This window comes from Pseudomonas matsuisoli (assembly GCF_014647635.1).
GTDB lineage: Bacteria > Pseudomonadota > Gammaproteobacteria > Pseudomonadales > Pseudomonadaceae > Pseudomonas_P > Pseudomonas_P matsuisoli.
On record NZ_BMPO01000004.1, the window covers coordinates 188518 to 214328 of the forward strand.

Sequence of the window (25811 nt, forward strand, 5' to 3'; positions counted from 1 at the left end):
TACCCTGCCGTATTCCATGACCGGCGAAGTATAAGGCGCCCCGTTACGCGGCGCCTCACACATCAGGCGTGGCGTGTGGCGTCGAAACGATTGAGCAGCGAATGGATGACATACACCGTCAACAGCGTCAGCAGTACCGCGACCGACACCGAGGTGAAGCGATAGACGATCGCGTAGACCACGTCCTGCTCCGGCGTGAGGTACTGTCCGAAGACGATCGCCAGTGTCGTCAATGCACCAAAACCGATGCCCTGGGTCCCTTCCAACACGTGCGTGCGCGCGCAGTAGAACAGGGCAAGCCAATAGATGACCGTGACCAGCGGCAACACGTTGAAGTGGTCGATCAATACCAGTTGCATCACCAAGCCGACGGCACAGCCCAACAGCGTGCCCAGCGCACGGATACGCCCGGCGAAGCGGATGCCGTTCCAGTGCATGGGAAACAGGATCAGGATCGATGCCACCTGCGCGGACAATGAGTCGCGCAAATCCAGCATCTGAAAGATTGCGAAGGAGAGGGTCGCGATGGTGGCACCAAGCAATGCCTCATGCCGCCGGGATGCCACATCCTTGGCGGCGGGCTTTGGTGGCTGGCGTGGCTCCACATCGGGAAACAGATAGAACATCAGAAACGCGATGCCAACGGTGATGACGGCGGCCGTCAGCTGGCTGGCGATCATGTCGTACAGATGTGTATCCGGGTAGCTCGCAAAATGCAGCAAGATCGAGACGAACACGATGCCCATCGCACCGAAGAGAAACAGCGGCCCCTGCGCCATCAGCCAGAAACGCCAGAAGAACGACACGAATACGAGCGGCAGGATCAGGCCGGGCCGATCGCCGAAGAGGCCGTAGATCACCAAGGTTTCAAGGCACGCGAGCACGGTGAGCGCCAGGAACTGCCGGATGATATGGGCGTTGAGCGTCGGCACCAAGCCCAGCAGCAGGATCGGCATCACGCAGAAGAATGAGCCGAAGTCCCAGCCGGCGATCTTGCTCACGGCCAGCCCCAGCGTCCCGCCACCTGCGATGCGCAGACATTGTCGCAGGCCATTTTCGTCAAGCGCCCCGACGGCCATCAGTAAACGTAGTGCAACAGGCTGATGAAGCGGATTTGGAACCAGCCGAACAACCCGCCAATCACCGATTCGTGCGGGTACAACTGCACGGTGGCACGGGCGCCCGTCGGCAGCGGCGCCGCCGCCGGTTCATCGAGTACGACATGCAGCCGCTGACGCTGGGCGTCGCGAATCCAGCGATCGGAGTTCGGCGGCGCGGCGAGGTCACCATTGGCATCGTATTGCCCTGCCCGGACACCCGCGTCAATCGCAGACACATGCGCCTGGAAGACACGACCGGGCAAGGCATCGAAGACTACCTCGGCCTCGTCCCCCGGCTCGACATGACGTAGGCTCTTCTCGCGGAAGTCTGCACTGATGTCGATCTCATCGCTGACCAATGCGGCGACCGGTGCCCCTGCGGACACATAGGCCCCCGGTGATAGCTGCAGATTGCTGACAGTGCCGTTGCGGTCTGCCCGCACTTCACTGTAGGCCCGGCGAAGCTTTGCTTGAGCCAGCGTATTTCCAGCGCGCAATAGTGCCAGGTTGTCGGGTCCACGATTGCCTCGCTGTGCCTCGAGCTCGCTGATGCGCGCCTGCGCCGACGCAAGACGTGCGTCAGCGGCGCGCCGGCGGGCTTCCGTCTGGTCGTATTGCTGCCGCGACACGTTCTGGCTGCTGAGCAGGCGCGACAAACGCTGTAGCTCACGCGCGAGCTCCGCCGCCTCGGCCTCGGCCGCGCGTTCATCCGCACGCGCCGCAGTCAAGGCGGCATCCAGCTGACGGTTATCCTGCGCTGCTTGTTTCAAAGCGATTTCGGCTGCCGTTACCTCCAGATCGAACGGCTCGGGGTCCAGGCGAAACAACACCTCACCTGCCAAGACATGCTGATTGTTGGCGATCTCGACGCGCAAGACCTGCCCGCTGACTTGCGGTGCGACCCGCAAGACCGGGCGCGTCAATTGAGCCTGCGGCGTCAATGGCATCCACAGGTCAGCAACCAGGAAATAGATGAACAGCACGATGAACGCAGCAATCGCGACTCGCACCCGACGGGCGAATCGTTGATCTGGAGTCATGGGATTCCTTAAAACGGAGGGCAGCTCGCTGCGCGCGAAGGCAGCAAACCCGAAAAGCCGCGCATTATATTGTTCCACCAAACGGGACTGAACCCAGCTGTGGACAATTGAGTGTTACCTCAGCGCTACAGTGGAATGGACCGTGGGCCCGAGAGCAGCGTTCTTGAAACAGACGCCAAGACGCCGGACGCAGATTTTGTAGGAGTTCCCCGCCGCCAAGGCGCCGCGCTGTCGCGCAGCAAACAGGGGCATGGCAGTGAGTGCGGGCCTTGTGGGAGCGAGCCATGCTCGCGATTGGCATGACGGCCTAACTCCATCGCGAGCATGGCTCGCTCCCACGAGGTCATCTGAATTTTCGCCTATAAATCAACAGGATATTTTTTGTTTGATGAGAGCCAGCCCGGCTGGCTCCTACAGACTTACTCACCTACCTAGGAATTTCGTTCCGCCAGGCTATTCCCCACCCACCGCGAAATTGGGCAGCTTATCCACCGGACGCGCGAAGTCGAAGGGGATGGACTCCACCGCCAGCCCGACGTTGCGCTGAACGACGAAATGAAGATGAGGGCCGGTGCTGTTTCCAGTATTGCCTGAGCGCGCGATCTGCTCGCCCTGACCGACGTACTGCCCTTCACGGACCTTCACCGAACCACGCATGAGGTGGAGATACACACCCATGGTCCCGTCGTCGTGAATCAGGCGGACGAAGTTGCCGGATGGATTATCGCCGCGGCCAGTCTGTGCATTCTCGATCTTCACCACGGTCCCGGCGCGCGCCGCTACGATCGGCGTGCCTTCGGGCATGGCAATATCGACCGCGTAGCGGCCCTTGGGCGTGTTGTGGCTGTAGGTGCCGTTCGCGCCCTGGGTCAGACGAAACGGACCACCGAGCCATGGCTGCGGATAGTTGAAGGGCTTGGGCAGTAGCCGTGGATCGCCCAGCGCGTAGCTGAATTTCGGCGTGTAGCGCATGGGCTGGCCAGGCTGCCTCGGCGCCAAGGTCGCCAGCCGGATGTTGCTTCGCGGCGGTACGATCCAGCTGATCGGCTCGTCGGGGGCACCACTGACGTTAACCTGCCCGTTGATGGCCAGTCGGACTTCGACCGGCGCAAACAGGTCGTTGCGAACCATCAGCGTTTCGCCGGCAACATGCTTCAGCGTTTCCAACTTCACCTGCGTGTCCAGGCTCTCCACCATCTGGTCACGGAAAGTGAACACCTGCGCGCCGGGCGCAGCCTTGTCGGTGTAGGTAACGACCCCATTCGCATCGACGTACTTATAGATCGTCGCTGCTGGCGCGGAGCCTGCGAATATCAGCAGAAGACAGCCTAAAAGCGCGTGGGTGGACATGTATGGAGGATCCCTGGCAAACGTGCATTTTCCGAATGCAGCCAAGGCAGTTAGCAAGAGACAGGCCATCCACACACGTGGAATGTCAGTGCTCTTCGAGCGCGGTGGCCTTGGCGCCACGTAGAAATACTATCGGCGCATTGAGCGAAAACGCCCGTCGGAACGACGAATGGCACGTCGCCGTGAGGAACCATGAGCGGCGTGGATGTCCAGGGAATGATCGACAACCGCTGGGCCGACTGCCGGAAACTGTCGCACAGTTACGCAATGCGCGTGTTTTGGTGCGCTGGCGCCAATAAACACAGGCGACCGAAGCGGATCGCGCAAAGTATGACCGTAGCGCGGGTGAAACCCGCATGCCCCGGGCGCAATTCACCCGAAATGTACGTCGAGATCACGCACGCCACGTCGAGCGGTCGCCGGAAACACGTCAATCCGATGCTTTACGCACCTGGGGTGAAATGCTTCTGCGCAGTGCCACGCGCGATCAAGCGCGAAAGGTAATCCATTTTCTGTGCGTCCTGATCCACAAAGCGGAACACCACCTGCAGCCATTCGCTGTCCGGCTTCTGCTCCAGCGCGGCAATGCTGTGAAGATAGCCATTGAGCCGCGCAACCTCGCTTCCACCGCCATCATCGCCCTGCTCCAGGTCGAGCACCGCACTTTCGAGAATCTGCGGAAGCAATTCCGCGCGCTTCACGACGATTTGAGCATCTCGCAGGCTCAGCGCTTTGATCACACAGGTCATCGCCCCGTTGGGCAAACGCAACTGAGCCTGACCACGACCGCTCGGCATCGCCACCGGGCGCGGGCTAGCGGGCGCCGGCTGAGGTGCACGGGCCGGCGCAGCAGACGCTGGCGAGGCTGGTTTGACCTGGTTCGGATTACCGCCCGTAAGCGCACTGAGCGAATCATTGGCGAACGCACTGTTGCCCAGAGGCTTGGCGATCCCCCCCGCGATCAGCGCTTGTAGTTTGCCAACCTTGTGCAATGCCTTCTTGACCTTCGTGATCAACTGCTCGTTGGTGAAGGGCTTGCCGACATAATCGGAGATTCCCGCCTGGATCGCCTGCACCACATTCTCCTTATCGCCACGGCTGGTCACCATGATGATGGGCGTGGCCTTGAGGGAATCCTGCGCACGGCACCATTGAAGCAGTTCGATACCACTCATTTCCGGCATTTCCCAATCGCACAGGATCAGGTCGAACGATTGCCGGGTGAGCATCTGTTGAGCTTTACGGCCATTGGTGGCTTCGTCGAGCGCGATGCCGGGAAAATTATCGCGAAGGCATTTTTTCATCAGATCGCGGATGAATGAGGCGTCATCCACGATCAATACACTGATTTTGCTCATCGTCGGCTCCTGAAGACTGGCCTACAGCATAGCCTCGACCTCCGCGTGATGGCCAATTCGAAGCGCTGGACGAGTGAGCCGACGCGGCCCGGACCTACCGACTCTCCCGCTGTGGGAGCGGGCCATGCCCGCAATGGCATTTCGTTGATGAATATCGGGGGCAGGTATACCGCGATCGCGGGCATGGCGGGTGGCCGCCCCGCGGATCGCAGCCAGACCCGCTCCCACGAACAACCTACAACGCCGGTTCGTCACCGCCCCGGGTGCCTTCGACTTCTTCTTTCATACGACGCAAGCCAATGTGCTTAACGTCCGTACCGCGTACGAGGTAAATCACCAGTTCCGCAATGTTGCGGGCGTGATCACCGATACGCTCCAGGGAGCGCAGTGCCCAGATCACATTCAGGACGCGAGAGATCGAACGAGGGTCTTCCATCATGTACGTGACCAGTTCACGCAGCGCGGTCTTGTACTCGCGATCAACCGTCTTGTCGTACTGGGCCACGGACAAGGCCAGGTCGGCATCGAAGCGGGCGAAGGCATCCAGCGACTCCTGCACCATTTTGCGAACCTGATTGCCGATATGACGCACTTCGACGTAGCCGCGAGGCGATTCACCCTCTTCGCACAATTGGATTGCACGGCGAGCAATCTTGGTCGCCTCGTCGCCGATACGCTCCAGATCGATCACAGACTTGGAGATACTGATGATCAGCCGTAGGTCCGAAGCCGCTGGTTGCCGACGCGCCAGGATGCGCGCGCATTCTTCATCGATATTGCGCTCCATCTGGTTGATTTCGTCATCGACGTCACGAACCTGCTGCGCAAGTCCGGAATCGGCGTCGATCAATGCGTTGACCGCATCGTTGACCTGCTTTTCGACCAGCCCACCCATAGCCAGCAGGTGGCTGCGGACTTCTTCGAGCTCGGCGTTGAATTGCTGGGAAATGTGCTGGGTGTGACCGTCTTTATTGATCATTTCAGTCCCCTGACGGGTGAATGGTGTAACGACTACCAAAATGTCCTGGCATGAGCCTGGCGTGAAGGCTTTTTGTAGGAAAGGCTGGCGATGGCTCTCCCATAGCGTCGGAGTGAACTTCATCAGCGGATCGCCCACAAGTGGGCTCCTACAGGGGTAACGCTCCGCTCCTACCACCTACCTCAAGGTCCGGCCTTTGAGAATGAGTTTCAGGCGAGGAAGCGCCGCGCAGACAGTACATACACGTACGGCAAGCGGCGCTGACGCAGCATGACGCGCATTCTCATGGCCGGTGCGGTTAACCGTAGCGACCGGTGATGTAATCCTCGGTCTGCTTCTTCTCGGGATTGGTGAACAACCGATCCGTATCCCCGTACTCGATCAGCTTACCCAGGTACATGAACGCAGTGTAATCAGACACGCGCGCGGCCTGCTGCATGTTGTGGGTCACGATGACGATGGTGTACTTGCTCTTGAGTTCGAAGATCAGCTCTTCCACTTTGAGCGTAGAGATCGGATCGAGTGCCGAGCACGGCTCATCGAGCAGCAATACTTCTGGCTGGACCGCCACGGTACGCGCGATCACGAGACGCTGCTGCTGGCCACCGGAAAGGCCGAGCGCCGAATCGTGCAAACGGTCTTTCACTTCGTCCCAAAGCGCTGCGCTCTTGAGCGCCCATTCAACGGTTTCGTCGAGCACGCGCTTTTGGTTCACGCCCTGGATGCGCAGGCCGTAGACCACGTTCTCGTAGATGCTCTTGGGGAACGGGTTCGGCTTCTGGAACACCATGCCGACGCGGCGACGGAGTTCGGCAACTTCCACGTTCTTGTCATAGATGTTCTTGCCATCGAGCAAGATCTCGCCGTCGACCCGGCAACCGTCGACCAGATCGTTCATGCGGTTGAAGGTCCGCAGCAACGTCGACTTACCGCAACCGGACGGGCCGATGAACGCCGTTACGCGTTGCTTGGGGATCATCATCTTGACGTCGTACAGCGCCTGCTTGCTGCCGTAGAACAGGTTGAGGCCCGGAACGTCCAGGGCGACCTTTTCACGGCTCAGATCCAATGCCTGGCGCTCGGTGCGGCCCAGGGCCGCCATATCGATGCCGTGGGAGGGGGTTTCGTGCTGCATGTCTCACTCCGATTCGCGAGGCCCGACAGGTATCGGGCCGATGCGTCTAGCAAACGTTAATGATCGAGCGCCTTGTATTTTTCGCGCAGGTGGTTACGGATGAACACCGCGCTCAGGTTGAGCAGCGCGATGACCAGCACCAGTAACAGCGCAGTCGCGTATACCAGCGGGCGGGCCGCTTCCACGTTCGGGCTCTGGAAGCCGACGTCGAAGATGTGGAAGCCCAAGTGCATGATCTTCTGGTCCAGGTGCAGATACGGGTAATTGCCGTTGAGTGGCAGTGTTGGTGCGAGTTTCACTACACCAACCAGCATCAGTGGTGCGACCTCGCCGGCGGCACGGGCAACGGCAAGAATCAGACCCGTCATCATCGCTGGGCTCGCCATCGGCAGCACCACGCGCCAAAGGGTTTCGGCCTTGGTCGCGCCCAGTGCCAGCGAGCCTTCACGCAGTGCACGCGGGATACGGGCCAGACCTTCCTCGGTCGCTACGATCACGACCGGCACCGCCAGAATGGCGAGGGTCAACGATGCCCACAACAGGCCAGGTGTACCGAACGTTGGCGCCGGGAATGCTTCTGGATAGAACAGACGGTCGATCGAGCCGCCCAGCACGTAGACGAAGAAGCCCAGACCGAACACACCGTAGACGATGGCCGGTACACCAGCGAGGTTGTTCACCGCGATCCGGATGATCCGCGTCATCGCGCCCTGTTTGGCGTATTCACGCAGGTAGATCGCAGCCAGTACACCGAAAGGCGTAACGATGACGGCCATGATCAGCGTCATCATGATCGTGCCGAAGATGGCGGGGAAAATACCGCCTTCGGTATTGGCTTCACGCGGCTCGTCGCCCACGAACTCGCCGATCTTCTCGAAGTAGTGCCCCAGCTTCTCGGTCACGGACATCGCGTTCGGACGGAACGCGCGTACGACATGGCTCAGTTGCAAGCGCTCCTCGTGACCATCCACCGTACGAATGGTGGCGTAGTCGCGATTGACCTGCTGGTTGAGCTCGCCTAAGCGTGCCTCCAGGCCTTTGTAACGCTCGTTGAACTCCGCACGTTCTGCCTCGATGTCGGCTTGAGCGGCTGCATCCAGTTCATTGTCCAGTTCCAGACCGCGCGTTTTCAGGCGCAGCTGTTCCAGGCCGTAGTTGATCGCGCCGATGTCGACGCGCTGCAACCGGCGCAGCTCCTCATAGAGGTCGGTGACGCGTTCGACGCGTTCGACCAACTCCGGCCACGCTTGGTCGCCCTGGGCAACCACGCGATCGCCTTCGCGTACATCGACGAGGTAGCCGTAGAAGTTACCCCACTCGCGGCGCTCCATGACCATCAGCTCAGGCGGTAGCGTCTGCTCGCCCATCCACTCGCCCACGACCCAGGAGAAGTCAGCCGGATAGAACTCGCGGTTGCCGATCTTGAGCAGCTCGCGCGTCATGAACTCGCCACCGTCGACGTTCACCGGCAGGCCAGCCGAGGCGAGACGTGCACGGGGCACCTGCTCGGACTCAACCAGCTCCCCGGCGATCATGCGCGGCGCTTCGCCCGGCACGGTGTATTCCGAGACGACGACATTCGCCGGCCAGAAATGCGCCAGACCCTTCACGGCGATCAACGACAGCAGGCCCACGGTCATGATGACTGCGATGGACACGCCAGCGCCGGTCATCCAGATCCATGGCAAACCGCTCTTGAACCAATTTTTGACGGAAAGTTGTTTCACACGCCCCACCTTCGTCGGATGCTCTTGCCGCGGCGTTTCGTCCGCGGCGTTGTTTTCGTTTCGAGTCATGGCTTACAACGACGCGTATTTCTTACGCAGGCGAGTCCGGATGATCTCGGCCAGCGTGTTCATGATGAAGGTGAACGACAAGAGCACCAGCGCTGCCAGGAACAGGATTCGATAGTGCGTGCTGCCGACTTCGGATTCGGGCATTTCCACCGCGACGTTCGCCGCCAGCGTGCGCATGCCTTCGAAGATGTTCGCGTCCATGATCGGCGTGTTACCGGTCGCCATCAGTACGATCATCGTTTCACCGACCGCGCGGCCCATGCCGATCATCAGCGCCGAGAAGATGCCAGGGCTTGCGGTCAGGATGACCACGCGGGTCAGTGTCTGCCAGGGCGTCGCGCCCAGCGCCAACGAACCGAAGGTCAAGCTCTTCGGCACGCTGAACACGGCGTCTTCAGCGATGGAGAAGATGTTCGGGATGACCGCGAAGCCCATGGCGATACCGACGACCAAGGCATTGCGCTGGTCGAAATCGATGCCCGCGTCGGTCAGGAAGGCGCGCATGTTGCCGCCGAAGAACCAGTTCTCCAAGTAGCCGCTCATGTAGAGGGAGCCGTAGCCGATCACCAGGATCACTGGAACCAGCAGCGCCGCTTCCCAGCCATCTGGCACAGCCAAACGCACCCGCTCCGGCAGACGGCTCCAGATGAAGGCGAACAGCAGCACGCCGATCGGCGTTAGCAACAGGAGGCTGAAGACGCCAGGCAGATGCCCTTCCAGATAAGGCGCGAGGAACAGACCCGCGAAGAAGCCGAGGATCACAGTGGGCAGCGCTTCCATCAACTCGATGACCGGCTTGACCTTGCGGCGCATGGCCGGCGCCATGAAGTAGGCGGTGTAAATCGCGGCGCAGATGGCCAACGGTGCGGCCAGGATCATCGCGTAGAAAGCCGCCTTCAACGTACCGAAGGTCAACGGTGCGAGGCTCAGTTTGGGTTCGAAGTCGGTATTGGCCGAGGTCGACTGCCACACGTACTGCGGCTCACCGTAGTTCTCGTACCAGACCTTACCCCACAGCGAACTCATGGATATCTCGGGGTGAGGGTTATCGATCGCAATGGTGCGCAATGCATTGTTGGACTCGACCAGCAACACGTCCGAACGTGGGGACAGCGCGCCCATGGTGGGACCGTTCATGACCTGCTCGGTCAACAAGGTGCGCTCGGCGGTGCTGTGGAAAATGCCCAGCAAACCGTTCTGGTTGAGCGCGATGAAACCCTTACGGCGCTGCTCCGGAATAATCTGGGTAATCGCGCTGTTGCCCAGCTGGAAACCGCGAATGTGCGTCAACTTTGCTGCGCCATCGGGATCACGAACCATGAACCACTGGGAAATGTTGCCGGTGGACGAACCGATCATCAGCGAGATGCCGCCAAGCAGTGGATGTACGCTCGTCACCTCGGCCTTGCCGTCGAGCAAGGGGTAACGGCCGTTCAGCTCACCACGGCGCAGATCGAACACGTCAGCGCTGGCACGGCCGTTCACGACATACAGCCACGTCTGCCGCGGATCGACCACGATCGCTTTGATGGTGTCGGAGATCTGCGGCAGCTTCAGCCGCTCCTCTTCGAGCGTCGTCTCGCCAGTAATGAGGTTCTGTTCGCTGGTCACACGGATCGCAGACAACTCACGGTTGTTGGAACCTACGAGGGTCAGCTCGGAGCTACCGACGCTGACGGCGACATGCTCCAGCGGACGCCCTTGCGGATCGACCTCGATCGGCGCCTCACCGTAAGGGTAGGAAACTTGAGGCGTGATGGTTTTGACGTCATTCGGATAGGTAATCCGATAATCGACCTGGAACACCACCGCTTGGCCATTGGACAAGCCAAGAACGGCCTGCCGGCTACCCGGCTCGCCTTCACCCGTCGATGCGATTTGGGCGCCTTCAGGGATTGGCAACTGGATGCGGTTCATGGCGTCGCCCGTCTTCACATCGAAGAACTGCAGCGCGCCTGCGTCATTCAAGCGCATACCAACGGTATTTTGCTCTTCGACGGACAGCATGAGGGGGCGGCCTTCTTCCTTGATCCAGGCAGGCTGAACGGGCTCCCCCGCTTCGATGGATGCGCCCTGGAACACTGGCATCACGACATGCGCCAGATAAAAGAAGATCAGCGTAATGGCACCCAGTACCGCCAAGCCCCCGATGGAAACGTACCAACGGGTCATCCGGTCCTTGAAAGCACGGATGCGGCGCTTGCGGCGCAAAGCGGGCGTATTGAAGTCGATTTGCTGGCTACCGCCAGCTGAAGAAGCGGTCATGGTGTCATTCGCCAAGTCATTCATGCGCACACCCTAGCGGGCCTTCGTGACAGAAAAGTTACAGCCATTTGACATACTGAAGCCCACCACCGAATTTCGTCGATGGCGGGCTTTTGCAAGAGGTCGACCCGGGTGAGCCGACCAATGCAGGGCTTAGAGGCCCAGTTCTTTACGCGTCTTGTCGGCAACAGCCTTCGGCAGTGGGATGTAACCATCCTTCACTACGACTTCTTGGCCTTGCTTGGACAGAACGAGCTTCAGGAACTCGGCATCCAGCGGGGCCAGCGGCTTGTTAGGCGCCTTGTTCACGTAGACATAGAAGAAACGAGCCAGCGGGTACTTGCCGGACAGCGCGTTCTTCTCATCGGCTTCTTCAATCTCACCGCCGTCTTTCTTGGAAAGCGGAACAGCGCGAACGCTGGCGGTGCGGTAGCCGATGCCCGAGTAACCGATGGCGTTTACCGTGCTGGAGATGGACTGCACGACCGAAGCCGAGCCTGGCTGCTCGTTCACGTTGGACTTGTAGTCACCTTTGCAGAGGGCTTCTTCTTTGAAGTAGCCGTAGGTGCCCGATACCGAGTTACGACCGAACAGCTGAATCGGACGCTGTGCCCACTCGCCGGTCAGACCGAGGTCACCCCAGGTCTTGGCTTCTTTCTCAGCGCCGCACAGGCGAGTGCTGGAGAAGATGGCGTCGACTTGCTGCAGCGACAGGCTCTTGATGGGGTTGTCCTTGTGGACGAAGACCGCCAGGGCGTCGATCGCAACCGGAACAGCGGTCGGCTTGTAGCCGTACTTCTGCTCGAACGCCTGAATTTCGCTGTCCTTCATAGGACGGCTCATCGGGCCCATGTTGGAGGTGCCTTCAGTCAGAGCGGGCGGCGCAGTGGAAGAGCCGGCAGCCTGGATCTGAACGTTGACGCTGGGGTATTCCTTCTTGAAGTTTTCCGCCCAGAGCGTCATCAGGTTGGCCAGCGAGTCGGAACCGACGCTGGACAGGTTGCCCGAAACACCGGTGGTCTTCTCATAGGAAGGCAGCGCCGGGTCGACAGCGGCTACGGCAGAAGCCGCGCCTACACTGGCAGCGACAAGAGTAAATGCCGCCATCAAACGATTCATTTTCATTCCTAGCTCCTAGCAAGGTTGGTCAGCGGAGGCCAGTATCGGTAGGCCGTGTGACTACTCTATGAATGAAATGTGACAGTTGGATGAAAGGCCACTAGGCCCTGGGAATCTTATAAAAAACAAACGGCCCACCCGGCCCCGTAGCCCTCACCCGTCATCTTGTTGTTATAGCAACGAGCCGAGAATGGTCAGTTTGGTCTGCCGAGCGGTGCCCCTTATAGGCGCGGGCTGGCTGCGTGGCAGCTCTATGCCTTAACTGCTGGAGTAGCGCTCCCAGACGGGCTGCATGCCCACACTCAACATTCGTCACCTACGGGACCACCCCGCTACAATGCCGCGCATGAAAACGCCTATCCGCCCGTTCAGCCTCGATCACACCGAACTCCTCGACGCCCTCGCCGCGACCGAGAACCTGCTCATCATCCAGGACCTCGATGGGGTCTGCATGGACCTGGTGCGCGATCCTCTGACCCGGACGCTGGACCGCCGCTATATCGATGCCGCCAACCGACTGGCGGGGCATTTCTATGTGCTCACTAACGGCGAACACATCGGCAGCCGTGGCGTGAACGGTATTATCGAGCGTGCTTTCAGCGCGCCAGAGCATCCGCGGGACCAAGGCTTCTATCTGCCCGGCTTGGCCGCAGGCGGCGTACAGCTACAGGACAGCCACGGCCATGTGTCCCATCCCGGCGTCAGTGATGCGGAATTGGCCTTTCTCGAAGTGCTGCCAGTGCGATTCGCGGAACACCTACGCGCCGCACTGCGCGCCTGCGGGGCGACGTGCGATGAAGGTGAAATCGACACCCTCGTCGAGGCCTGTGTGCTCGACAACCTTGTGTCCCCTACTCTGAACATCAACGCCTGCTATCAGCGCCTCGCCGATAGCCCTGAGCGTTACCGCGCCCTGCAACGCAATCTCGAAACCTACATGGCCGGACTGCTCGGCGAAGCGTCGGCGCGAGGATTGGGCGACGCCTTCTTCGTGCATTACGCACCGAATCTCGGGCGCGACGAACATGGCAATGAACGCCTTCGACCCGCGGGCGACAACGACGCCGGCACCACGGACTTCCAGTTCATGCTCAAAGGCGCGATCAAGGAAGTCGGTGTTCTCGTCATCCTCAACCACTATTACTTTCAGCGCACAGGTCGCTATCCCTTCGGTGAGCACTTTAATGCCCGTCAGGCCCCTCACGAGCTGGACGCTTTGCTCGCACTTGCACGGGAGCGGCTGGACCCTGCACACATGCCCCGCATAGTCGGTGTCGGCGATACGGTCACGTCCCATGCAACCAATGTCGACGGCGAACTGTGCCAGCTTCGTGGCGGCAGCGATCGTGGTTTTCTGACGCTGGTCCAGCAACTGGGCGTAGCGTTCGATACGGAAAACGTCATTCTGTACATCGACAGCAGCGGCGGCGAAGTCAGGCGCCCTGGGATCGACGCGGCGCACCTGAGCAGCTATCACGCAGGCGAGGCAGTTGAACCCTGGGCTGCTTTGACTGGGATCAGCGATTCGGAAGACCCGCTGCGACTGGATGCGGTATTCACCGGTGGTCACCGGCAGTACGTCGACTTTTTCGCCGCGCTCGCCGCACGGCGTACACAGGTATAGCGAAAGGCTTACACGACGCCGGTCGAAACGTCCCTTGGGCCCACGACTGCCAATCGGTAACCTTCTCTTCGTCAACTGCAGCACAGGATGTGCTCAGACAGCTCAAGGACGAAGGATCCTCGCCAGGATGGCAGCTCGACAGGACGTTGAGCAGGATCAGAAAAAAACCCGCCTCGGCGGGTTTTTTATTGCCTGCGATTTTAGAGATCGCCAACTGCGTTTAGGAGCCAGCGTGCTGGCGATCGCTTCTCAGCGTCCCCGCCGAATGAGCACGAGCCCCACCAACGCACCGATCGCACACAACCCCAGCAGGTAATACGCAGGCCCAAGCGGGCTCCACTTCACCATGAGCGAAACCGCCATGGGCGTCATCCCGCCGAAAATCGCGTAGGACAGGTTGTAGGAGAACGACAGCCCGCTAAAGCGCACCACTGGCGGAAAAGCATTGACCATCACGAACGGCACTGCACCCGTCACCCCCACGGCCAGCCCAACCAGCGCGTACAACGGAAGCAACGCCTCAGGATGCGTTGCGAGCGACGTATAAAACACCCACGATGTGACCGCGAGCAGCACGCAGCCTCCCGTCAACACGCGCCCCGCGCCAATGCGGTCGCACAGCCAGCCTGCCGCTATACAGCCCAACGCGAGACAGATGATTGCCAGGCTATTAGCCCGCAACGACGTCACCGCATCGAAACCGTACAGTTTTTGCAGGAACGTCGGCGTCATCAGGATGACCACGACGATGCCCGCAGACAGTAGCCACGTCAGCAGGATCGAAACGATCACACCTGAGCGATGCTCGCGCACGACCGTCTTGAGGGGTAGCTCTTCGGCCAGTCGTTTGTGTGCCTGCATTTCGACGAACACGGGTGTCTCGTGCAACCAGCGGCGTAAGTACACCGCCACAAGGCCAAACACGCCGCCCAGCAGGAACGGCACGCGCCACGCCCAGGCCAGCACCTCTTCGGCGGTGAATACGGTGTTGATCACGTTCGCCATCACCGAACCCAGCAAGATGCCGACCGATAGGCCGCACGTCAGCGTGCCGCAGGCGAAACCCACGCTACGCGCCGGCACGTGCTCGGAGACGAACACCCAGGCGCCAGGGACTTCCCCGCCGATGGCTGCACCCTGAACGATGCGCATCGCCAACAGCAGCAGCGGCGCCCAAATGCCGATCTGCGCGTAGGTCGGCAGCAAGCCCATGATCAACGTCGGCACCGTCATCAGGACGATGCTCAGGGTGAACATCCGCTTACGGCCAAGCAGGTCGCCGAAATGCGCCAGCACCATGCCGCCCAGCGGGCGCGCCAGATAACCCGCCGCGAAAATGCCGAAGGTCTGGAACTGGCGCAGCCATTCAGGCATGTCCGGCGGGAAGAACAGCTGGCCCACCACCGCTGCGAAAAACACGAAAATGATGAAGTCGTAGAACTCCAGCGCCCCGCCAAGAGCAGACAACGAGAGCGTCCGGTAGTCGCGGCGCGACAAGGGGCGAGGTACGGGCGTTGAAGCGGAAGCGGTGGACATTTTTGGTACTTCTGTCGTTCTTGAAGCGAGCAGACCGCGCCAGAAGGCGCGGTCCGTGGGAAGGACTCAGCGGCCCTTGCTGGCCATGTATAGGCCGATCAACACGCCGAGGCCGCACACCGAAACGACGTAATACATCGGGCCAAGTGGCGACCACTTGACCAGCAACGAGACGAACATCGGTGTCACCCCGCCGAACACGGCATAGGCCATGTTGTAGGAGAACGACAGCCCGCTAAAGCGCACGAACGGCGGGAATGCCTTGACCATGATGTACGGTACGGTGCCGATGAAGCCCACGAAGAAGCCGCACAACGCATAAAGCGGGAACAGCAATTCGGGCTGCAGGGCCATGCTGGTATAGAAGAACCACACCGACACACCCAGGCCCAGCGCACCAATCATCAGCGTCTTGCCGCCATCGATGCGGTCGCAGAGGAAACCCGACACCACGCAGCCGATGCATGCGCAGATGATCGCCAGGCTGTTCGCCTGCAAGGTCGTCACAGCGCTCATCTTGTAGAGCGTTTGCAAGAAGGTTGGCGTCAGCAGGATCACGACGACGATCGCTGCCGTCAGGAACCACGTCACCAGCGCCGACAACGCCACGCCACCTTTATGGCCGCGTACGACCGTCTTCAAAGGCAATTCGGCAGACAGTTCCTTGCGCTTTTGCAGTTCGGCGAAGACCGGCGTCTCATGTAGATAACGACGCAGGTAGACCGCGAACAGACCGAACACACCGCCCACCAGGAACGGTAGACGCCAGGCCCAATCGGCCACTTCTTCCGGCGTGTAGAGCGCATTGATCAGCGTCGCCATCAACGAGCCGAGCAGGATGCCGGCCACGATACCAGCGGTCATCACGCCGACGGCATAGCCGACATGGCGCGGCGGCGCGTGCTCGGCCACGAAGACCCATGCGCCAGGCACTTCACCGCCGATCGCCGCGCCCTGCGCGATACGCATCAACAGCAGAAGCAGTGGCGCAAGAATGCCGATCTGCTCGTAGGTTGGCAGCAAACCCATGATGAGCGTGGGAACGGACATCATGAAAATGCTCAGGGTGAACATCTTCTTGCGGCCAAGCAGGTCGCCGAAGTGCGCCATGATGATGCCGCCCAGCGGGCGCGCGAGATAACCCGCAGCGAAGATGCCGAATGTCTGGAACAGACGCAGCCACTCCGGCATGTCGGGTGGGAAAAACAGCTTTCCCACCACGGCGGCGAAGAAGACGAAAATGATGAAGTCGTAGAATTCGAGAGCTCCGCCAAGGGCGGAAAGGGACAGGGTCTTGTAGTCGCTGCGTGACAGAGGACGAGACGCAGACGGCGTTCCGGCGTTAACGGATTCCATGGATTGTTCTCATGAGGTGCGGGCAGAGGCCACAGCCCGCTTCGCTGGCGGACTTATGGAGGGCTGCCACCATAGCAAATATGACGCGTGCTTGACATATCGAGATACACGCAGTCGGCCCAGTGAAACCTCTGTCGCGATGAGCGTTGCGTCGGTTCCAATTCGCGCGCGTGCAGTGTGCCCTCGGGCCCGTGCACAACGTCGAGTAAAAATTCGAAACCTATGTCGAAGCGGCTGATAACGGTCTATATACTCAAAACACCCACTTAGACGCCGACGCACTCAAACCTTCTATAAAAAGGTAGACGTTCCGCATGATCGAAATCGAAGACGAAAACCTGACCCCCCAAGGCGATCTGGCGCTTCAGATCACCGCGCTACCACGCGAGACCAACGGCTTCGGCGACATCTATGGCGGCTGGGTCGTCGCACAGATGGATATCGCCGGCACCGCGATGGCCAGCAAGGTCGCCGGCGGGCGTGTGGCCACGGTTTCGATTGACCGCATGGCCTTTCTCGTGCCGGTCGCTGTGGGCGCGCAACTGTCTTTCTACACCCAGACCCTGCAGGTGGGTCGTAGCTCGATCAAGATGCTGGTGGAAGCGTGGAGCGATGATCCCCTTTCCAGCGAATGGCGCAAAGTCACCGAGGCGACGTTCGTTTTTGTCGCCATCGACGGCAGCGGTCGCACGCGCCCCGTTCCGCCGCGCCGCGAACGTTGAACTCGCGCCTTTCGGCGAACTCCGAGACAGCAACGTCGCGCCGGCACTCGGGCCTGATTCGAATCCCAAGATGCACACGGCGCGATCCTGAAGACGAACGAGCCCCAAGCCAGGACCGCATATGACCCGCACAGCCCCTCTCATCGAACACGTCGACCACGGCCAACTTCCTTGTCTGCGCGTGACGTTGGGCGACGCTGAACTCGTCGTAGCCCGCCAAGGCGCCCACGTGATGAGCTATCGACGCGGTGTCAGTGCGGCTCCGCTGATCTGGCTCAGCCCCGAGGAAGATGGCGTCAAAGGCCGTCCTATTCGAGGTGGGGCTCCAATTTGCTGGCCTTGGTTTGGCGCCCTCGCACGCAATCCAGCCGATGTACAGGCGACGTATACAGGTGCGGAACCACCTCAGCATGGCTTGGTGCGGGGTGTGGAATGGCAGCTCGACGCAATCGACGAGACCGAATCAGCCATCGAACTGACCTTCGAAGCCCCGAGCGACCTCCCCAATTGGCCGCATCTTGTGAACCTGCAGCTGCGGGTTCGCCTGGACGACGCTCTGCATCTGGACCTTACGACGACGAATAAGGGTGACACTGCCCTGCCCCTAAGCCAGGCGCTGCATACCTACTTCCGGATTGGCGATATTCACCAGGCCCATATCGAAGGTCTGGACGGCACCGGTTACTTGAATACGCTGGAAAGCTGGGAACAGAAGTTGCCCCAAGCAGGCGCGGTGCATTTCACCGCAGAGACCGACCGAGTGTATCTCGGCGTTCCTGATCTTTTAGCAATCGCCGATCCGGTGCTCGAGCGCCGCATCACGCTCGAGACCAGAGGATCAACGTCGGCGGTCGTGTGGAACCCCTGGATCGACAAAGCCGCGCGTACCCCGCAGTTCCCCGACGACGGCTGGCAAGAAATGCTCTGCATTGAAACGGCGAACGTGCTGGAAGATCGCATCGTGCTCGCGCCGGGCAAGGCCCATACGGTAGGGGTCACGTTGCGAAGCACTACGCTGGATTGAGACTGAACCGGAAGCGCGGATGTAGGAGCGGCCTTGGTCGCGAAGCTTTTTAGTCGAAACCCGACACAATCGGACCCGCCGCAACGCACAGCAGGGAGAACATCTGGCGCTTCACCCTGCTCCCACCGAAGCCGCTTCTACACGGTCGCAGGCTGCTTCGGCAGCAGCCGCATCAGCGCCCCAAGCAGCATGCCGTAGAGCGGGACGAACAGCACCAGGCTCACGGTCAGTTTGATCACATAATCCACGATGGCGATCTCGACCCAATTCGCGGCCATGAACGGATCACTGCTCTGCCAAAACGCAATGGAAAAGAACGCCAGCGTATCCATCGCCTGCCCGAAAACGCTTGAAGCGGTGGGCGCGATCCACCATTGCGGCAGTTTGCGCAGCCGATCGAACACCTGAATGTCGAGCATTTGTCCCAGTACGTAGGCCAAGAAACTTGCCAGTGCGATGCGGAACACGAACAGGTTGAACTCGCCCAATGCGGCTAGTCCGCCGAAGGCGCCTTCATGGAACAATACCGAAACGCCATACGACGCTACCAGCGCCGGCAGCATGACCCGGGCGATCACCTTGCGTGCGGAATCCTTGCCCATCAGGCGAACCGTGAGATCGGTCGCGAGAAAAATGAACGGGAAGCTGAATGCACCCCAGGTGGTGTGCCAGCCGAACACCGTGATCGGCAGTTGCACCAGGTAATTGCTGGCGATGATGACAAAAACGTGAAATGCGATCAGTACGGCCAAAGCCGGTCTGCTGACCGATGCGGGAATCAGCGACATGGAGTGTCCTTTTTGATGAGCCTGATGGGGTGAGGGAACCCATTGCCGCAATCGAAGCAACTGCGAGCGGCGCGCATTCTAGCGGGTCGTTGGCCTATCGGACAGGTTATCGGTCGCGTCAAGAGACGGGATTGGCGACTGAAGTCGCCCCTACAGTATTCCTTTGCCTGTAGGGGCGACCGGGCGGTGATCCGCTTCAGTCGCCCGCTTTGGCTCGGCGGAACACCCTCGGCCTATCTATCGATGAATTTCACGAGCAGCCGCGGATCAGCTGCCCCAGCGAGGCTAGTACCAGCGAGCTTCACCCTCGGGACGCTTCTTGAAGCGCTTCATCGTCCACATGTACTGGCTTGGATAAGCGCGTACGTACTTCTCGATCATCGCACTCATCGCAGCAACGCCGATGTCGGTGTCCTCGCTATACATCGCCTCGGGCGCGGCTTCGATGATGACCTTATAGCCGCTGCGATCCGGCAGACGGACCGCGTGCAGGAATACGCCCACCGCTTTGCCGCCCTTGAGCATGCCGGGCACGAACTTACTCGTCAGGGCTCGCGTTCCGCAAAACGGTACGAAGACACCTGAGGATAAACTGGGCTCGGGATCTGCCGGGATGCCAACAGCACCGCCTCGGCGGACCTCCTTGATGACGCAGAGAATGCCTTCCTTGGTGGAGGGCGCGACGCGGTTGCCCATCTGCACACGCTGCTGCTGCAACAGATCGTCAACGGCCTTTAGTTTGGGCGGACGGTAAAAAATGATCGGTTTGCACTGGTCGCAGTAGAAGTGATTCAGCGCCTCCCAGTTGCCAAGATGGCTGGTAATGCCAACGACGCCCTTGCCCGAGGCCAACGCCTGCTGCAGCACCTCTAGCCCTTCCACTTCGCGTACCAGGCGGATCGATTCGTGCGGAGGCCGAATCCACGCGTAGGCGCTCTCCGTCAGCGTCCGACCAATGTCAGACAGGCTGCGTTTGAGCAACGCATCGAGCGCTTTCGCATCCAGTTCGGGAAAGCAATGTTGGAGGTTTTTCCGGGCGACATCGCGAGAACGACCAGGCAGCCGGTACATGACCCAACCAAAGAACGCACCCAGACCGCTGGCCACACGCCACGGCAACAGGGCCAGCAGGCGCAGAAAAGCCACTGCTATTGCGCCCTTGAGTCTCTCCACGAAAGCCGAACTCCACTCGATCAAAGCCCGGCATTCTAACGGAGCCGCCCCGTGCCTAGCGACCGCCACGGAGCGGTAAATAAGTCAAAACCGTAACAACTCGGACTATTTCGCCAATACTGCGTGCCGATCACAATCCAACGTATGGTCCATCACCATCCCCGTGGCCTGCATGAACGCGTAGCAGATCGTCGGCCCTACGAAAGTGAAGCCGGCTTTTTTCAGTGCCTTGCTCATCGCTTCGGCTTCCGGCGTTATCGCAGGCACCTCCCCGGGGCCCGAGAAATGATTGACCTTGGGCTCGCCCCCGACAAATGACCAAAGGAAGCCCACCGGATCCTCCAACTTCAGCCACGCCGCGGCGTTCTGCCGCGCGGCCTTGAGCTTCAGGCGATTGCGGATGATGCCCGGATCGCTCATGCGCGCTTCAATCTCCTCGTCGGTCATCCGGGCCAATCGTTGCGGATCGAAGCCGAACAGCACCTCCCGATAGCGCTCACGCTTTCTCAGCACGGTGATCCATGACAGTCCCGCTTGAGCGCCTTCGAGCACGAGCATCTCGAACAAATGGCCTGCATCGTGACTTGGCACGCCCCATTCTTCGTCGTGATAGGCCTGGTAGAGCGGGTCATCGTTACACCAGAAGCAGCGTGGCATGAGCATTCCGTCCAGAGTTACATGCGCGTTACTGTATATAAAAACAGTCATCAATCCCAGTACACCGGCGCCGAATGCGGGGCCCACCTGCTTTCAGATATACTCCCCGGCTTTTCGTCGCAGCCTGAACGGGTGATATCCAGTGAGTCAGACCAAGCCCGCCGTGCGCACCTTCCAAGACCTGATCCTGGCCCTGCAGCAGTACTGGGCGGAACAGGGCTGCGTAGTGTTGCAGCCTTATGACATGGAGGTCGGTGCCGGCACCTTCCACACCGCCACATTCCTGCGTGCCATCGGCCCCGAAACCTGGAACGCCGCTTACGTGCAGCCTTCCCGCCGCCCCACTGACGGCCGCTACGGTGAAAACCCAAACCGCCTGCAGCACTACTATCAGTTCCAAGTCGTCCTGAAGCCGAACCCGGAGAACTTCCAAGAGCTGTACTTGGGCTCGCTCCGCGCGATTGGCCTCGATCCGCTGGTCCATGACGTTCGCTTCGTCGAGGACAACTGGGAGTCCCCGACTCTTGGCGCCTGGGGTCTGGGCTGGGAAATCTGGCTCAACGGCATGGAAGTGACGCAGTTCACCTACTTCCAGCAAGTCGGTGGTCTTGAGTGCTATCCAGTCACCGGTGAAATCACTTACGGCCTCGAGCGTTTGGCCATGTACCTGCAGGGCGTGGACTCGGTCTACGACCTGGTCTGGACCGACGGCCCATTTGGTGTCGTGACCTACGGTGACGTGTTCCACCAGAACGAGGTTGAACAGTCGACGTACAACTTCGAACACGCCAACGTCGAGAAGCTCTTCGAGCTCTTCGATTTCTACGAGTCCGAAGCCAACCGCCTGATCGATGAGCAGCTGCCACTGCCGACCTATGAAATGGTCCTCAAGGCGTCGCACACCTTCAACCTACTGGATGCGCGCCGCGCCATCTCGGTCACCGAGCGCCAGCGCTACATCCTGCGCGTAAGGACACTTGCGCGTGCGGTTGCGCAGAGCTACCTGCAAGCCCGTGCCCGCTTAGGCTTCCCCATGGCCACCCCTGAACTACGCGATGAAGTATTGGCCAAGCTCGAGGAGGCTTCGGAATGAGTGCTCAGGATTTTCTCGTCGAACTCGGCACCGAAGAATTGCCCCCCAAGGCGCTGAAAGCGCTGGGCGATGCCTTCTTGCATGGCATCGAAAAGGGTCTGGCCGCGGCAAGCCTGGGCTGCACCAATACCCGCGTCTACGCCGCGCCGCGCCGGCTTGCCGTGCTTGTGGAAGGGCTTGCCACGCAACAGCCGGACCGTAGCGTCAACCTCGATGGCCCACCGATCCAGGCTGCCTTCGATGACGAGGGCACCCCGACCCAGGCCGCCATCGGCTTCGCCCGCAAATGCGGTGTCGATCTGGCCGAAGTCGATCGCAGTGGGCCCAAGCTGCGCTACTCCCGCGAAATCCCTGGCCAGCCGGCGCGTGACCTGCTCCCAGGTATCGTCGAAGCCTCCCTCGAAGCCCTGCCAATTCCCAAGCGTATGCGCTGGGCCGCGCGCCGCGAAGAATTCGTTCGCCCAACGCAATGGCTGGTGATGCTTTTCGGTGACGACGTCATCGACTGCGAAATCCTCACCAAGAAGGCCGGTCGTGAATCCCGCGGGCACCGCTTCCACCATCCGGAAACCGTGCGTATTTCCGCCCCCGCGCGTTACGCCGAAGAGCTGCGCGCCGCGCATGTCATCGCCGACTTCGCCGAGCGTCGTCAGTTGATTTCCCGCCGCGTCGACGAACTGGCCAAGCAGCAGAACGGCACCGCCGTCGTTCCCCCGGCCCTGCTCGACGAAGTGTCCGCACTTGTCGAATGGCCGGTCCCGCTGGTCTGCTCGTTCGAGGAGCGATTCCTCGACGTACCGCAAGAAGCGCTGATCTCCACCATGCAGGACAACCAGAAGTACTTCTGCCTGCTGGATGGCGAAGGCAAGCTGCTGCCCCGTTTCATCACCGTTGCGAACATCGATAGTAAAGACCCCTCGCAGATCGTCTCCGGTAACGAGAAGGTCGTACGTCCCCGTTTGACGGACGCCGAATTCTTCTTCAATCAGGACAAGAAGCAGCCGCTGCAGGCCTTCAACGAGCGCCTGGCTAACGTGGTTTTCCAGGCACAGCTGGGCACGGTCTTCGAGAAAGCACAGCGGGTGTCCGCTCTCGCTGGCTTCATTGCCGAGCGCATCGACGGCGACAAGGCACGCGCTGAACGCGCCGGCCTTCTTTCCAAGTGCGACCTTGCAACGGAAATGGTCGGCGAATTCCCTGAAATGCAAGGTATCGCCGGTTACTACTACGCAACGAACGATGAAGAGCCGGAAGACGTCGCACTGGCGCTCAACGAGCAATACATGCCGCGTGGCGCAGGCGCCGAACTACCGACTACGCTGACGGGCGCTGCGGTGGCCGTTGCCGACAAGATCGATACGCTGGTCGGTATCTTCGGTATCGGCATGCTGCCCACCGGCAGTAAGGATCCCTACGCCCTTCGCCGCGCCGCACTGGGTGTGCTGCGAATCCTGATCGAGAAAGATCTGGATCTGGACCTGCGCAAGACGCTGACCTTCGCCGTGCGTCAATACGGCAGCAAAGTAAAGGCCGAGGGTCTGGTCGATCAAGTGCAGGAGTTCATGTTTGACCGCCTGCGTGCCCGCTACGAAGACGAGGGCACAGAAGTCGCCGTCTACCTCGCGGTTCGTGCTCTGCAACCCACGTCGCCCCTGGACTTCGAACAGCGCGTCCAAGCCGTACAGGCCTTCCGCCGCCTGCCTGAAGCCGAAGCGCTGGCCGCCGCCAACAAGCGGGTCTGGAACCTGCTGAGCAAATTCGAAGGCAAGCTTCCCGAAAGCGTACAAGCACATTACTTCGACAGCCCAAGCGAGTTCGCGCTTTATGCCGCGCTGCAACAGGCTGAGAAAGATGTTCGCCCCCTGGCCGAGGCACGCGACTATGAAGCAGCGCTGGCGCGGCTCGCCGCATTGCGTAAACCGGTCGATGAGTTCTTCGAGGCGGTGATGGTCAACGTCGAGGAGCCTTCGGTGCGAGCGAATCGCTATGCCATGCTGGCGCAGCTACGCGGCCTGTTCCTGGGCGTGGCTGACATTTCGTCACTGGGTTGACGGGACCTGGAGGCTGCGTCGGATGGCGTAGCCTTCGAACCCCCGTTTCGAGCGTGCTATGAAACTACTTGTGCTGGACCGCGACGGTGTCATCAACGAAGACTCCGACGCGTTCGTCAAATCCGTGGACGAATGGATTCCGATCCCAGGCTCGCTGGAGGCCATTGCGCGCCTAAGCCAGGCGGGCTGGACAATCGCCGTCGCCACTAATCAGTCTGGACTCGCCCGCGGGCTGTTCGACGCCAATACACTCAGTGATATGCATTTCAAAATGCAGCAACTGGTCATGGAGCAGGATGGGCGCATCGACCTGATCGTGCATTGTCCCCATGGTCCGGATAGTCATTGTGATTGCCGTAAACCCAAGGCAGGGCTGTTCCGTACCATTGCCAAGCATTTCCGCCTCGCGGATCTCGACGGTGTACCGGTGGTAGGCGACAGCTTGCGCGACCTGCAAGCCGGGATGCAGCTCGGCGGTGTGCCATTCCTGGTCAAGACCGGCAAAGGCCTGCGCACCTTGGAAAAACCACTACCCGAAGGTACGCGCGTGTTCGATGATCTCGCCGCCGTGGCCGATCACCTGCTTCAGGAAACACCATGAGCTGCAACCCCCTTCGCATCGCTATCTTCTACCTCGTGCTGAGCCTAAGCGCGTTCGTCTGGGGGACGTTGAGCCTGCTGATCGCGCCTTTCCTGCCATTCCGCACGCGTTACCGTTTCGTCATTCAGGCGTGGTGCCGCTTCGCGACGTGGCTGGCGACCGTCACGGTAGGGATTCGCTATGAGGTCACGGGGGTCGAGAACATCCCCGATACGCCTTGCGTCGTGCTTTCCAAACATCAAAGCACGTGGGAAACGTTCTTCCTGTCGGGGTATTTCGAACCGCTGAGTCAGGTCCTCAAGCGCGAACTGCTGTTCGTGCCCTTCTTTGGTTGGGCGATGGCCCTGCTCAAGCCCATCGCGATCGATCGTGACAACCCCAAGCTGGCTCTCAAGCAACTGGCCAAACAGGGGGATGAGCGCTTGAAGCAAGGGGCTTGGGTGCTGATCTTCCCCGAAGGCACGCGGGTACCCGTCGGCCAGATCGGTAAGTTCTCTCGCGGTGGTACCGCGCTAGCCGTCAATGCGGGGCTACCTGTGCTGCCCATTGCGCACAACGCAGGCCAGTTCTGGCCGCGCGATGGTTGGGGCAAGCGTAGCGGTACGATCCAAGTGGTGATCGGCAAACCAATGTACGCCGAAGGCACCGGCCCGCGCGCCATTGCCGAACTCAACGATCGTGCCTTCGCCTGGGTCAGCCAGGCGCAGCGCGATATCGGCGACCTGCCACCCGATGCAGCCCCGGTGACCGTACAGGACGTATTGCAATAGCGGTACGCTCTGCCGCCATAGGGTGCATACAACCCGTGTAGCTTTTGGCTTTTTGTTTGGCTCGAGAAAGGCTACACCGGGTTGGCACCCGGTCTACACAGGCGTGTTGCAGGACTTGCTTGCATCTGTGCTCCGTAGGGCGGGTGCAACCCGCGTAGCTTTTAGCTTTTTTGGCCGCCTCGAGAGCGGCTAAACCCGGGTTCGCACCCGGTCTACAAATTCGTGCAGGACTTATCCATATCCCGACCCAGGACGGTACGGGGATCCGTCGCGC

The 25811-nt window shown here is 60.4% G+C and carries 21 protein-coding genes; 7 read left to right on the forward strand and 14 right to left on the reverse strand.

Going from position 1 to position 25811, the window contains the following annotated elements; genetic code table 11:
- Window positions 1-62: 62 nt before the first annotated feature.
- The 9 genes from IEY47_RS10205 to IEY47_RS10245 form a co-directional block, all read right to left on the reverse strand.
- Window positions 63-1082 (reverse strand): DUF2955 domain-containing protein, encoded by a 1020-nt coding sequence (locus tag IEY47_RS10205; protein WP_229779389.1) that lies wholly within the window; start codon window positions 1080-1082, stop codon window positions 63-65.
- Complete coding sequence (locus IEY47_RS10210) at window positions 1079-2140, reverse strand: HlyD family secretion protein (protein ID WP_188983124.1); 1062 nt, start codon at window positions 2138-2140, stop codon at window positions 1079-1081. Before IEY47_RS10210 ends, IEY47_RS10205 begins: the two co-directional genes overlap by 4 nt.
- Window positions 2141-2593: 453 nt before the next feature.
- Window positions 2594-3490, reverse strand: a complete 897-nt coding sequence (locus IEY47_RS10215; RefSeq protein WP_188983125.1) for a peptidoglycan DD-metalloendopeptidase family protein — start codon at window positions 3488-3490, stop codon at window positions 2594-2596.
- Between the two features lie 443 nt (window positions 3491-3933).
- Window positions 3934-4848 (reverse strand): response regulator, encoded by a 915-nt coding sequence (locus IEY47_RS10220; protein ID WP_188983126.1) that lies wholly within the window; start codon window positions 4846-4848, stop codon window positions 3934-3936.
- Window positions 4849-5083: 235 nt separating this feature from the next.
- Window positions 5084-5827, reverse strand: coding sequence for a phosphate signaling complex protein PhoU (phoU, locus tag IEY47_RS10225; protein ID WP_188983408.1), 744 nt, complete (start codon window positions 5825-5827; stop codon window positions 5084-5086).
- Between the two features lie 298 nt (window positions 5828-6125).
- Window positions 6126-6962 carry a phosphate ABC transporter ATP-binding protein PstB gene (gene pstB, locus IEY47_RS10230; protein WP_188983127.1) on the reverse strand — a complete coding sequence of 279 codons (837 nt, stop codon included), beginning with the start codon at window positions 6960-6962 and terminating at the stop codon, window positions 6126-6128.
- Between the two features lie 56 nt (window positions 6963-7018).
- Window positions 7019-8689: a phosphate ABC transporter permease PstA gene (gene pstA / locus IEY47_RS10235; protein ID WP_188983409.1), complete on the reverse strand. Its 1671-nt coding sequence runs from the start codon at window positions 8687-8689 to the stop codon at window positions 7019-7021.
- A gap of 72 nt (window positions 8690-8761) precedes the next feature.
- Window positions 8762-11047: an ABC transporter permease subunit gene (locus IEY47_RS10240; RefSeq protein WP_188983128.1), complete on the reverse strand. Its 2286-nt coding sequence runs from the start codon at window positions 11045-11047 to the stop codon at window positions 8762-8764.
- A gap of 129 nt (window positions 11048-11176) precedes the next feature.
- Window positions 11177-12148: a PstS family phosphate ABC transporter substrate-binding protein gene (locus tag IEY47_RS10245; RefSeq protein ID WP_188983129.1), complete on the reverse strand. Its 972-nt coding sequence runs from the start codon at window positions 12146-12148 to the stop codon at window positions 11177-11179.
- Between the two features lie 340 nt (window positions 12149-12488).
- On the opposite strand from IEY47_RS10245, the gene stpA reads away from it, so the two are divergent.
- On the forward strand, window positions 12489-13766 hold the full coding sequence (gene stpA / locus IEY47_RS10250; protein WP_229779362.1) for a glucosylglycerol 3-phosphatase: 1278 nt from the start codon (window positions 12489-12491) through the stop codon (window positions 13764-13766).
- A 249-nt stretch (window positions 13767-14015) separates the two neighbouring features.
- Here the strand turns inward: stpA and IEY47_RS10255 are convergent, their stop codons facing one another.
- Window positions 14016-15302, reverse strand: a complete 1287-nt coding sequence (locus IEY47_RS10255) for an MFS transporter (protein ID WP_188983130.1) — start codon at window positions 15300-15302, stop codon at window positions 14016-14018.
- Window positions 15303-15368: 66 nt separating this feature from the next.
- Window positions 15369-16658 (reverse strand): MFS transporter, encoded by a 1290-nt coding sequence (locus tag IEY47_RS10260; protein ID WP_188983131.1) that lies wholly within the window; start codon window positions 16656-16658, stop codon window positions 15369-15371.
- Window positions 16659-16972: 314 nt separating this feature from the next.
- Here IEY47_RS10260 and IEY47_RS10265 point away from each other — a divergent pair, with 314 nt between their 5' ends.
- Window positions 16973-17380 (forward strand): acyl-CoA thioesterase, encoded by a 408-nt coding sequence (locus tag IEY47_RS10265; RefSeq protein ID WP_188983132.1) that lies wholly within the window; start codon window positions 16973-16975, stop codon window positions 17378-17380.
- 121 nt (window positions 17381-17501) lie between these two features.
- Window positions 17502-18404 carry a D-hexose-6-phosphate mutarotase gene (locus IEY47_RS10270; protein ID WP_188983133.1) on the forward strand — a complete coding sequence of 301 codons (903 nt, stop codon included), beginning with the start codon at window positions 17502-17504 and terminating at the stop codon, window positions 18402-18404.
- Between the two features lie 137 nt (window positions 18405-18541).
- Here IEY47_RS10270 and IEY47_RS10275 read toward each other — a convergent pair whose 3' ends face one another.
- From IEY47_RS10275 to IEY47_RS10285, 3 genes are all read right to left on the reverse strand, one after another.
- On the reverse strand, window positions 18542-19192 hold the full coding sequence (locus IEY47_RS10275) for a 7-cyano-7-deazaguanine/7-aminomethyl-7-deazaguanine transporter (protein WP_188983134.1): 651 nt from the start codon (window positions 19190-19192) through the stop codon (window positions 18542-18544).
- Window positions 19193-19477: 285 nt separating this feature from the next.
- On the reverse strand, window positions 19478-20365 hold the full coding sequence (locus IEY47_RS10280; RefSeq protein ID WP_188983135.1) for a lysophospholipid acyltransferase: 888 nt from the start codon (window positions 20363-20365) through the stop codon (window positions 19478-19480).
- Between the two features lie 105 nt (window positions 20366-20470).
- The gene (locus IEY47_RS10285) at window positions 20471-21022 is read right to left on the reverse strand and encodes a DNA-3-methyladenine glycosylase I (protein ID WP_188983136.1); all 552 of its coding nucleotides are present in this window, start codon (window positions 21020-21022) and stop codon (window positions 20471-20473) included.
- Window positions 21023-21164: 142 nt separating this feature from the next.
- On the opposite strand from IEY47_RS10285, the gene glyQ reads away from it, so the two are divergent.
- The 4 genes from glyQ to IEY47_RS10305 are packed head-to-tail and all read left to right on the forward strand — an operon-like array spanning window position 21165 to window position 25537.
- Complete coding sequence (gene glyQ / locus IEY47_RS10290; RefSeq protein ID WP_188983137.1) at window positions 21165-22115, forward strand: glycine--tRNA ligase subunit alpha; 951 nt, start codon at window positions 21165-21167, stop codon at window positions 22113-22115.
- Entirely contained in the window at window positions 22112-24166 is a 2055-nt protein-coding gene (gene glyS, locus IEY47_RS10295) for a glycine--tRNA ligase subunit beta (RefSeq protein ID WP_188983138.1), read from the forward strand. The genes glyQ and glyS overlap by 4 nt, the downstream gene beginning before the upstream one ends.
- A 58-nt stretch (window positions 24167-24224) precedes the next feature.
- On the forward strand, window positions 24225-24767 hold the full coding sequence (gene gmhB, locus IEY47_RS10300; protein WP_188983139.1) for a D-glycero-beta-D-manno-heptose 1,7-bisphosphate 7-phosphatase: 543 nt from the start codon (window positions 24225-24227) through the stop codon (window positions 24765-24767).
- A complete protein-coding gene (locus IEY47_RS10305) occupies window positions 24764-25537 on the forward strand; it encodes a lysophospholipid acyltransferase family protein (protein ID WP_188983140.1) in 774 nt (257 codons plus the stop codon). Before gmhB ends, IEY47_RS10305 begins: the two co-directional genes overlap by 4 nt.
- The last annotated feature ends 274 nt before the right edge of the window (window positions 25538-25811 follow it).

What these genes read in the sequence shown, in the direction of transcription:
- IEY47_RS10210 (WP_188983124.1), bottom strand. Translation starts at nt 2,140, where the DNA reads ATGACTCCAGATCAACGATTCGCCCGTCGGGTGCGAGTCGCGATTGCT.
- IEY47_RS10215 (WP_188983125.1), bottom strand. Translation starts at nt 3,490, where the DNA reads ATGTCCACCCACGCGCTTTTAGGCTGTCTTCTGCTGATATTCGCAGGC.
- IEY47_RS10220 (WP_188983126.1), bottom strand. Translation starts at nt 4,848, where the DNA reads ATGAGCAAAATCAGTGTATTGATCGTGGATGACGCCTCATTCATCCGC.
- phoU (WP_188983408.1), bottom strand. Translation starts at nt 5,827, where the DNA reads ATGATCAATAAAGACGGTCACACCCAGCACATTTCCCAGCAATTCAAC.
- pstB (WP_188983127.1), bottom strand. Translation starts at nt 6,962, where the DNA reads ATGCAGCACGAAACCCCCTCCCACGGCATCGATATGGCGGCCCTGGGC.
- IEY47_RS10240 (WP_188983128.1), bottom strand. Translation starts at nt 11,047, where the DNA reads ATGAATGACTTGGCGAATGACACCATGACCGCTTCTTCAGCTGGCGGT.
- IEY47_RS10245 (WP_188983129.1), bottom strand. Translation starts at nt 12,148, where the DNA reads ATGAAAATGAATCGTTTGATGGCGGCATTTACTCTTGTCGCTGCCAGT.
- stpA (WP_229779362.1), top strand. Translation starts at nt 12,489, where the DNA reads ATGAAAACGCCTATCCGCCCGTTCAGCCTCGATCACACCGAACTCCTC.
- IEY47_RS10255 (WP_188983130.1), bottom strand. Translation starts at nt 15,302, where the DNA reads ATGTCCACCGCTTCCGCTTCAACGCCCGTACCTCGCCCCTTGTCGCGC.
- IEY47_RS10260 (WP_188983131.1), bottom strand. Translation starts at nt 16,658, where the DNA reads ATGGAATCCGTTAACGCCGGAACGCCGTCTGCGTCTCGTCCTCTGTCA.
- IEY47_RS10265 (WP_188983132.1), top strand. Translation starts at nt 16,973, where the DNA reads ATGATCGAAATCGAAGACGAAAACCTGACCCCCCAAGGCGATCTGGCG.
- IEY47_RS10270 (WP_188983133.1), top strand. Translation starts at nt 17,502, where the DNA reads ATGACCCGCACAGCCCCTCTCATCGAACACGTCGACCACGGCCAACTT.
- IEY47_RS10275 (WP_188983134.1), bottom strand. Translation starts at nt 19,192, where the DNA reads ATGTCGCTGATTCCCGCATCGGTCAGCAGACCGGCTTTGGCCGTACTG.
- IEY47_RS10285 (WP_188983136.1), bottom strand. Translation starts at nt 21,022, where the DNA reads ATGCCACGCTGCTTCTGGTGTAACGATGACCCGCTCTACCAGGCCTAT.
- glyS (WP_188983138.1), top strand. Translation starts at nt 22,112, where the DNA reads ATGAGTGCTCAGGATTTTCTCGTCGAACTCGGCACCGAAGAATTGCCC.
- gmhB (WP_188983139.1), top strand. Translation starts at nt 24,225, where the DNA reads ATGAAACTACTTGTGCTGGACCGCGACGGTGTCATCAACGAAGACTCC.
- IEY47_RS10305 (WP_188983140.1), top strand. Translation starts at nt 24,764, where the DNA reads ATGAGCTGCAACCCCCTTCGCATCGCTATCTTCTACCTCGTGCTGAGC.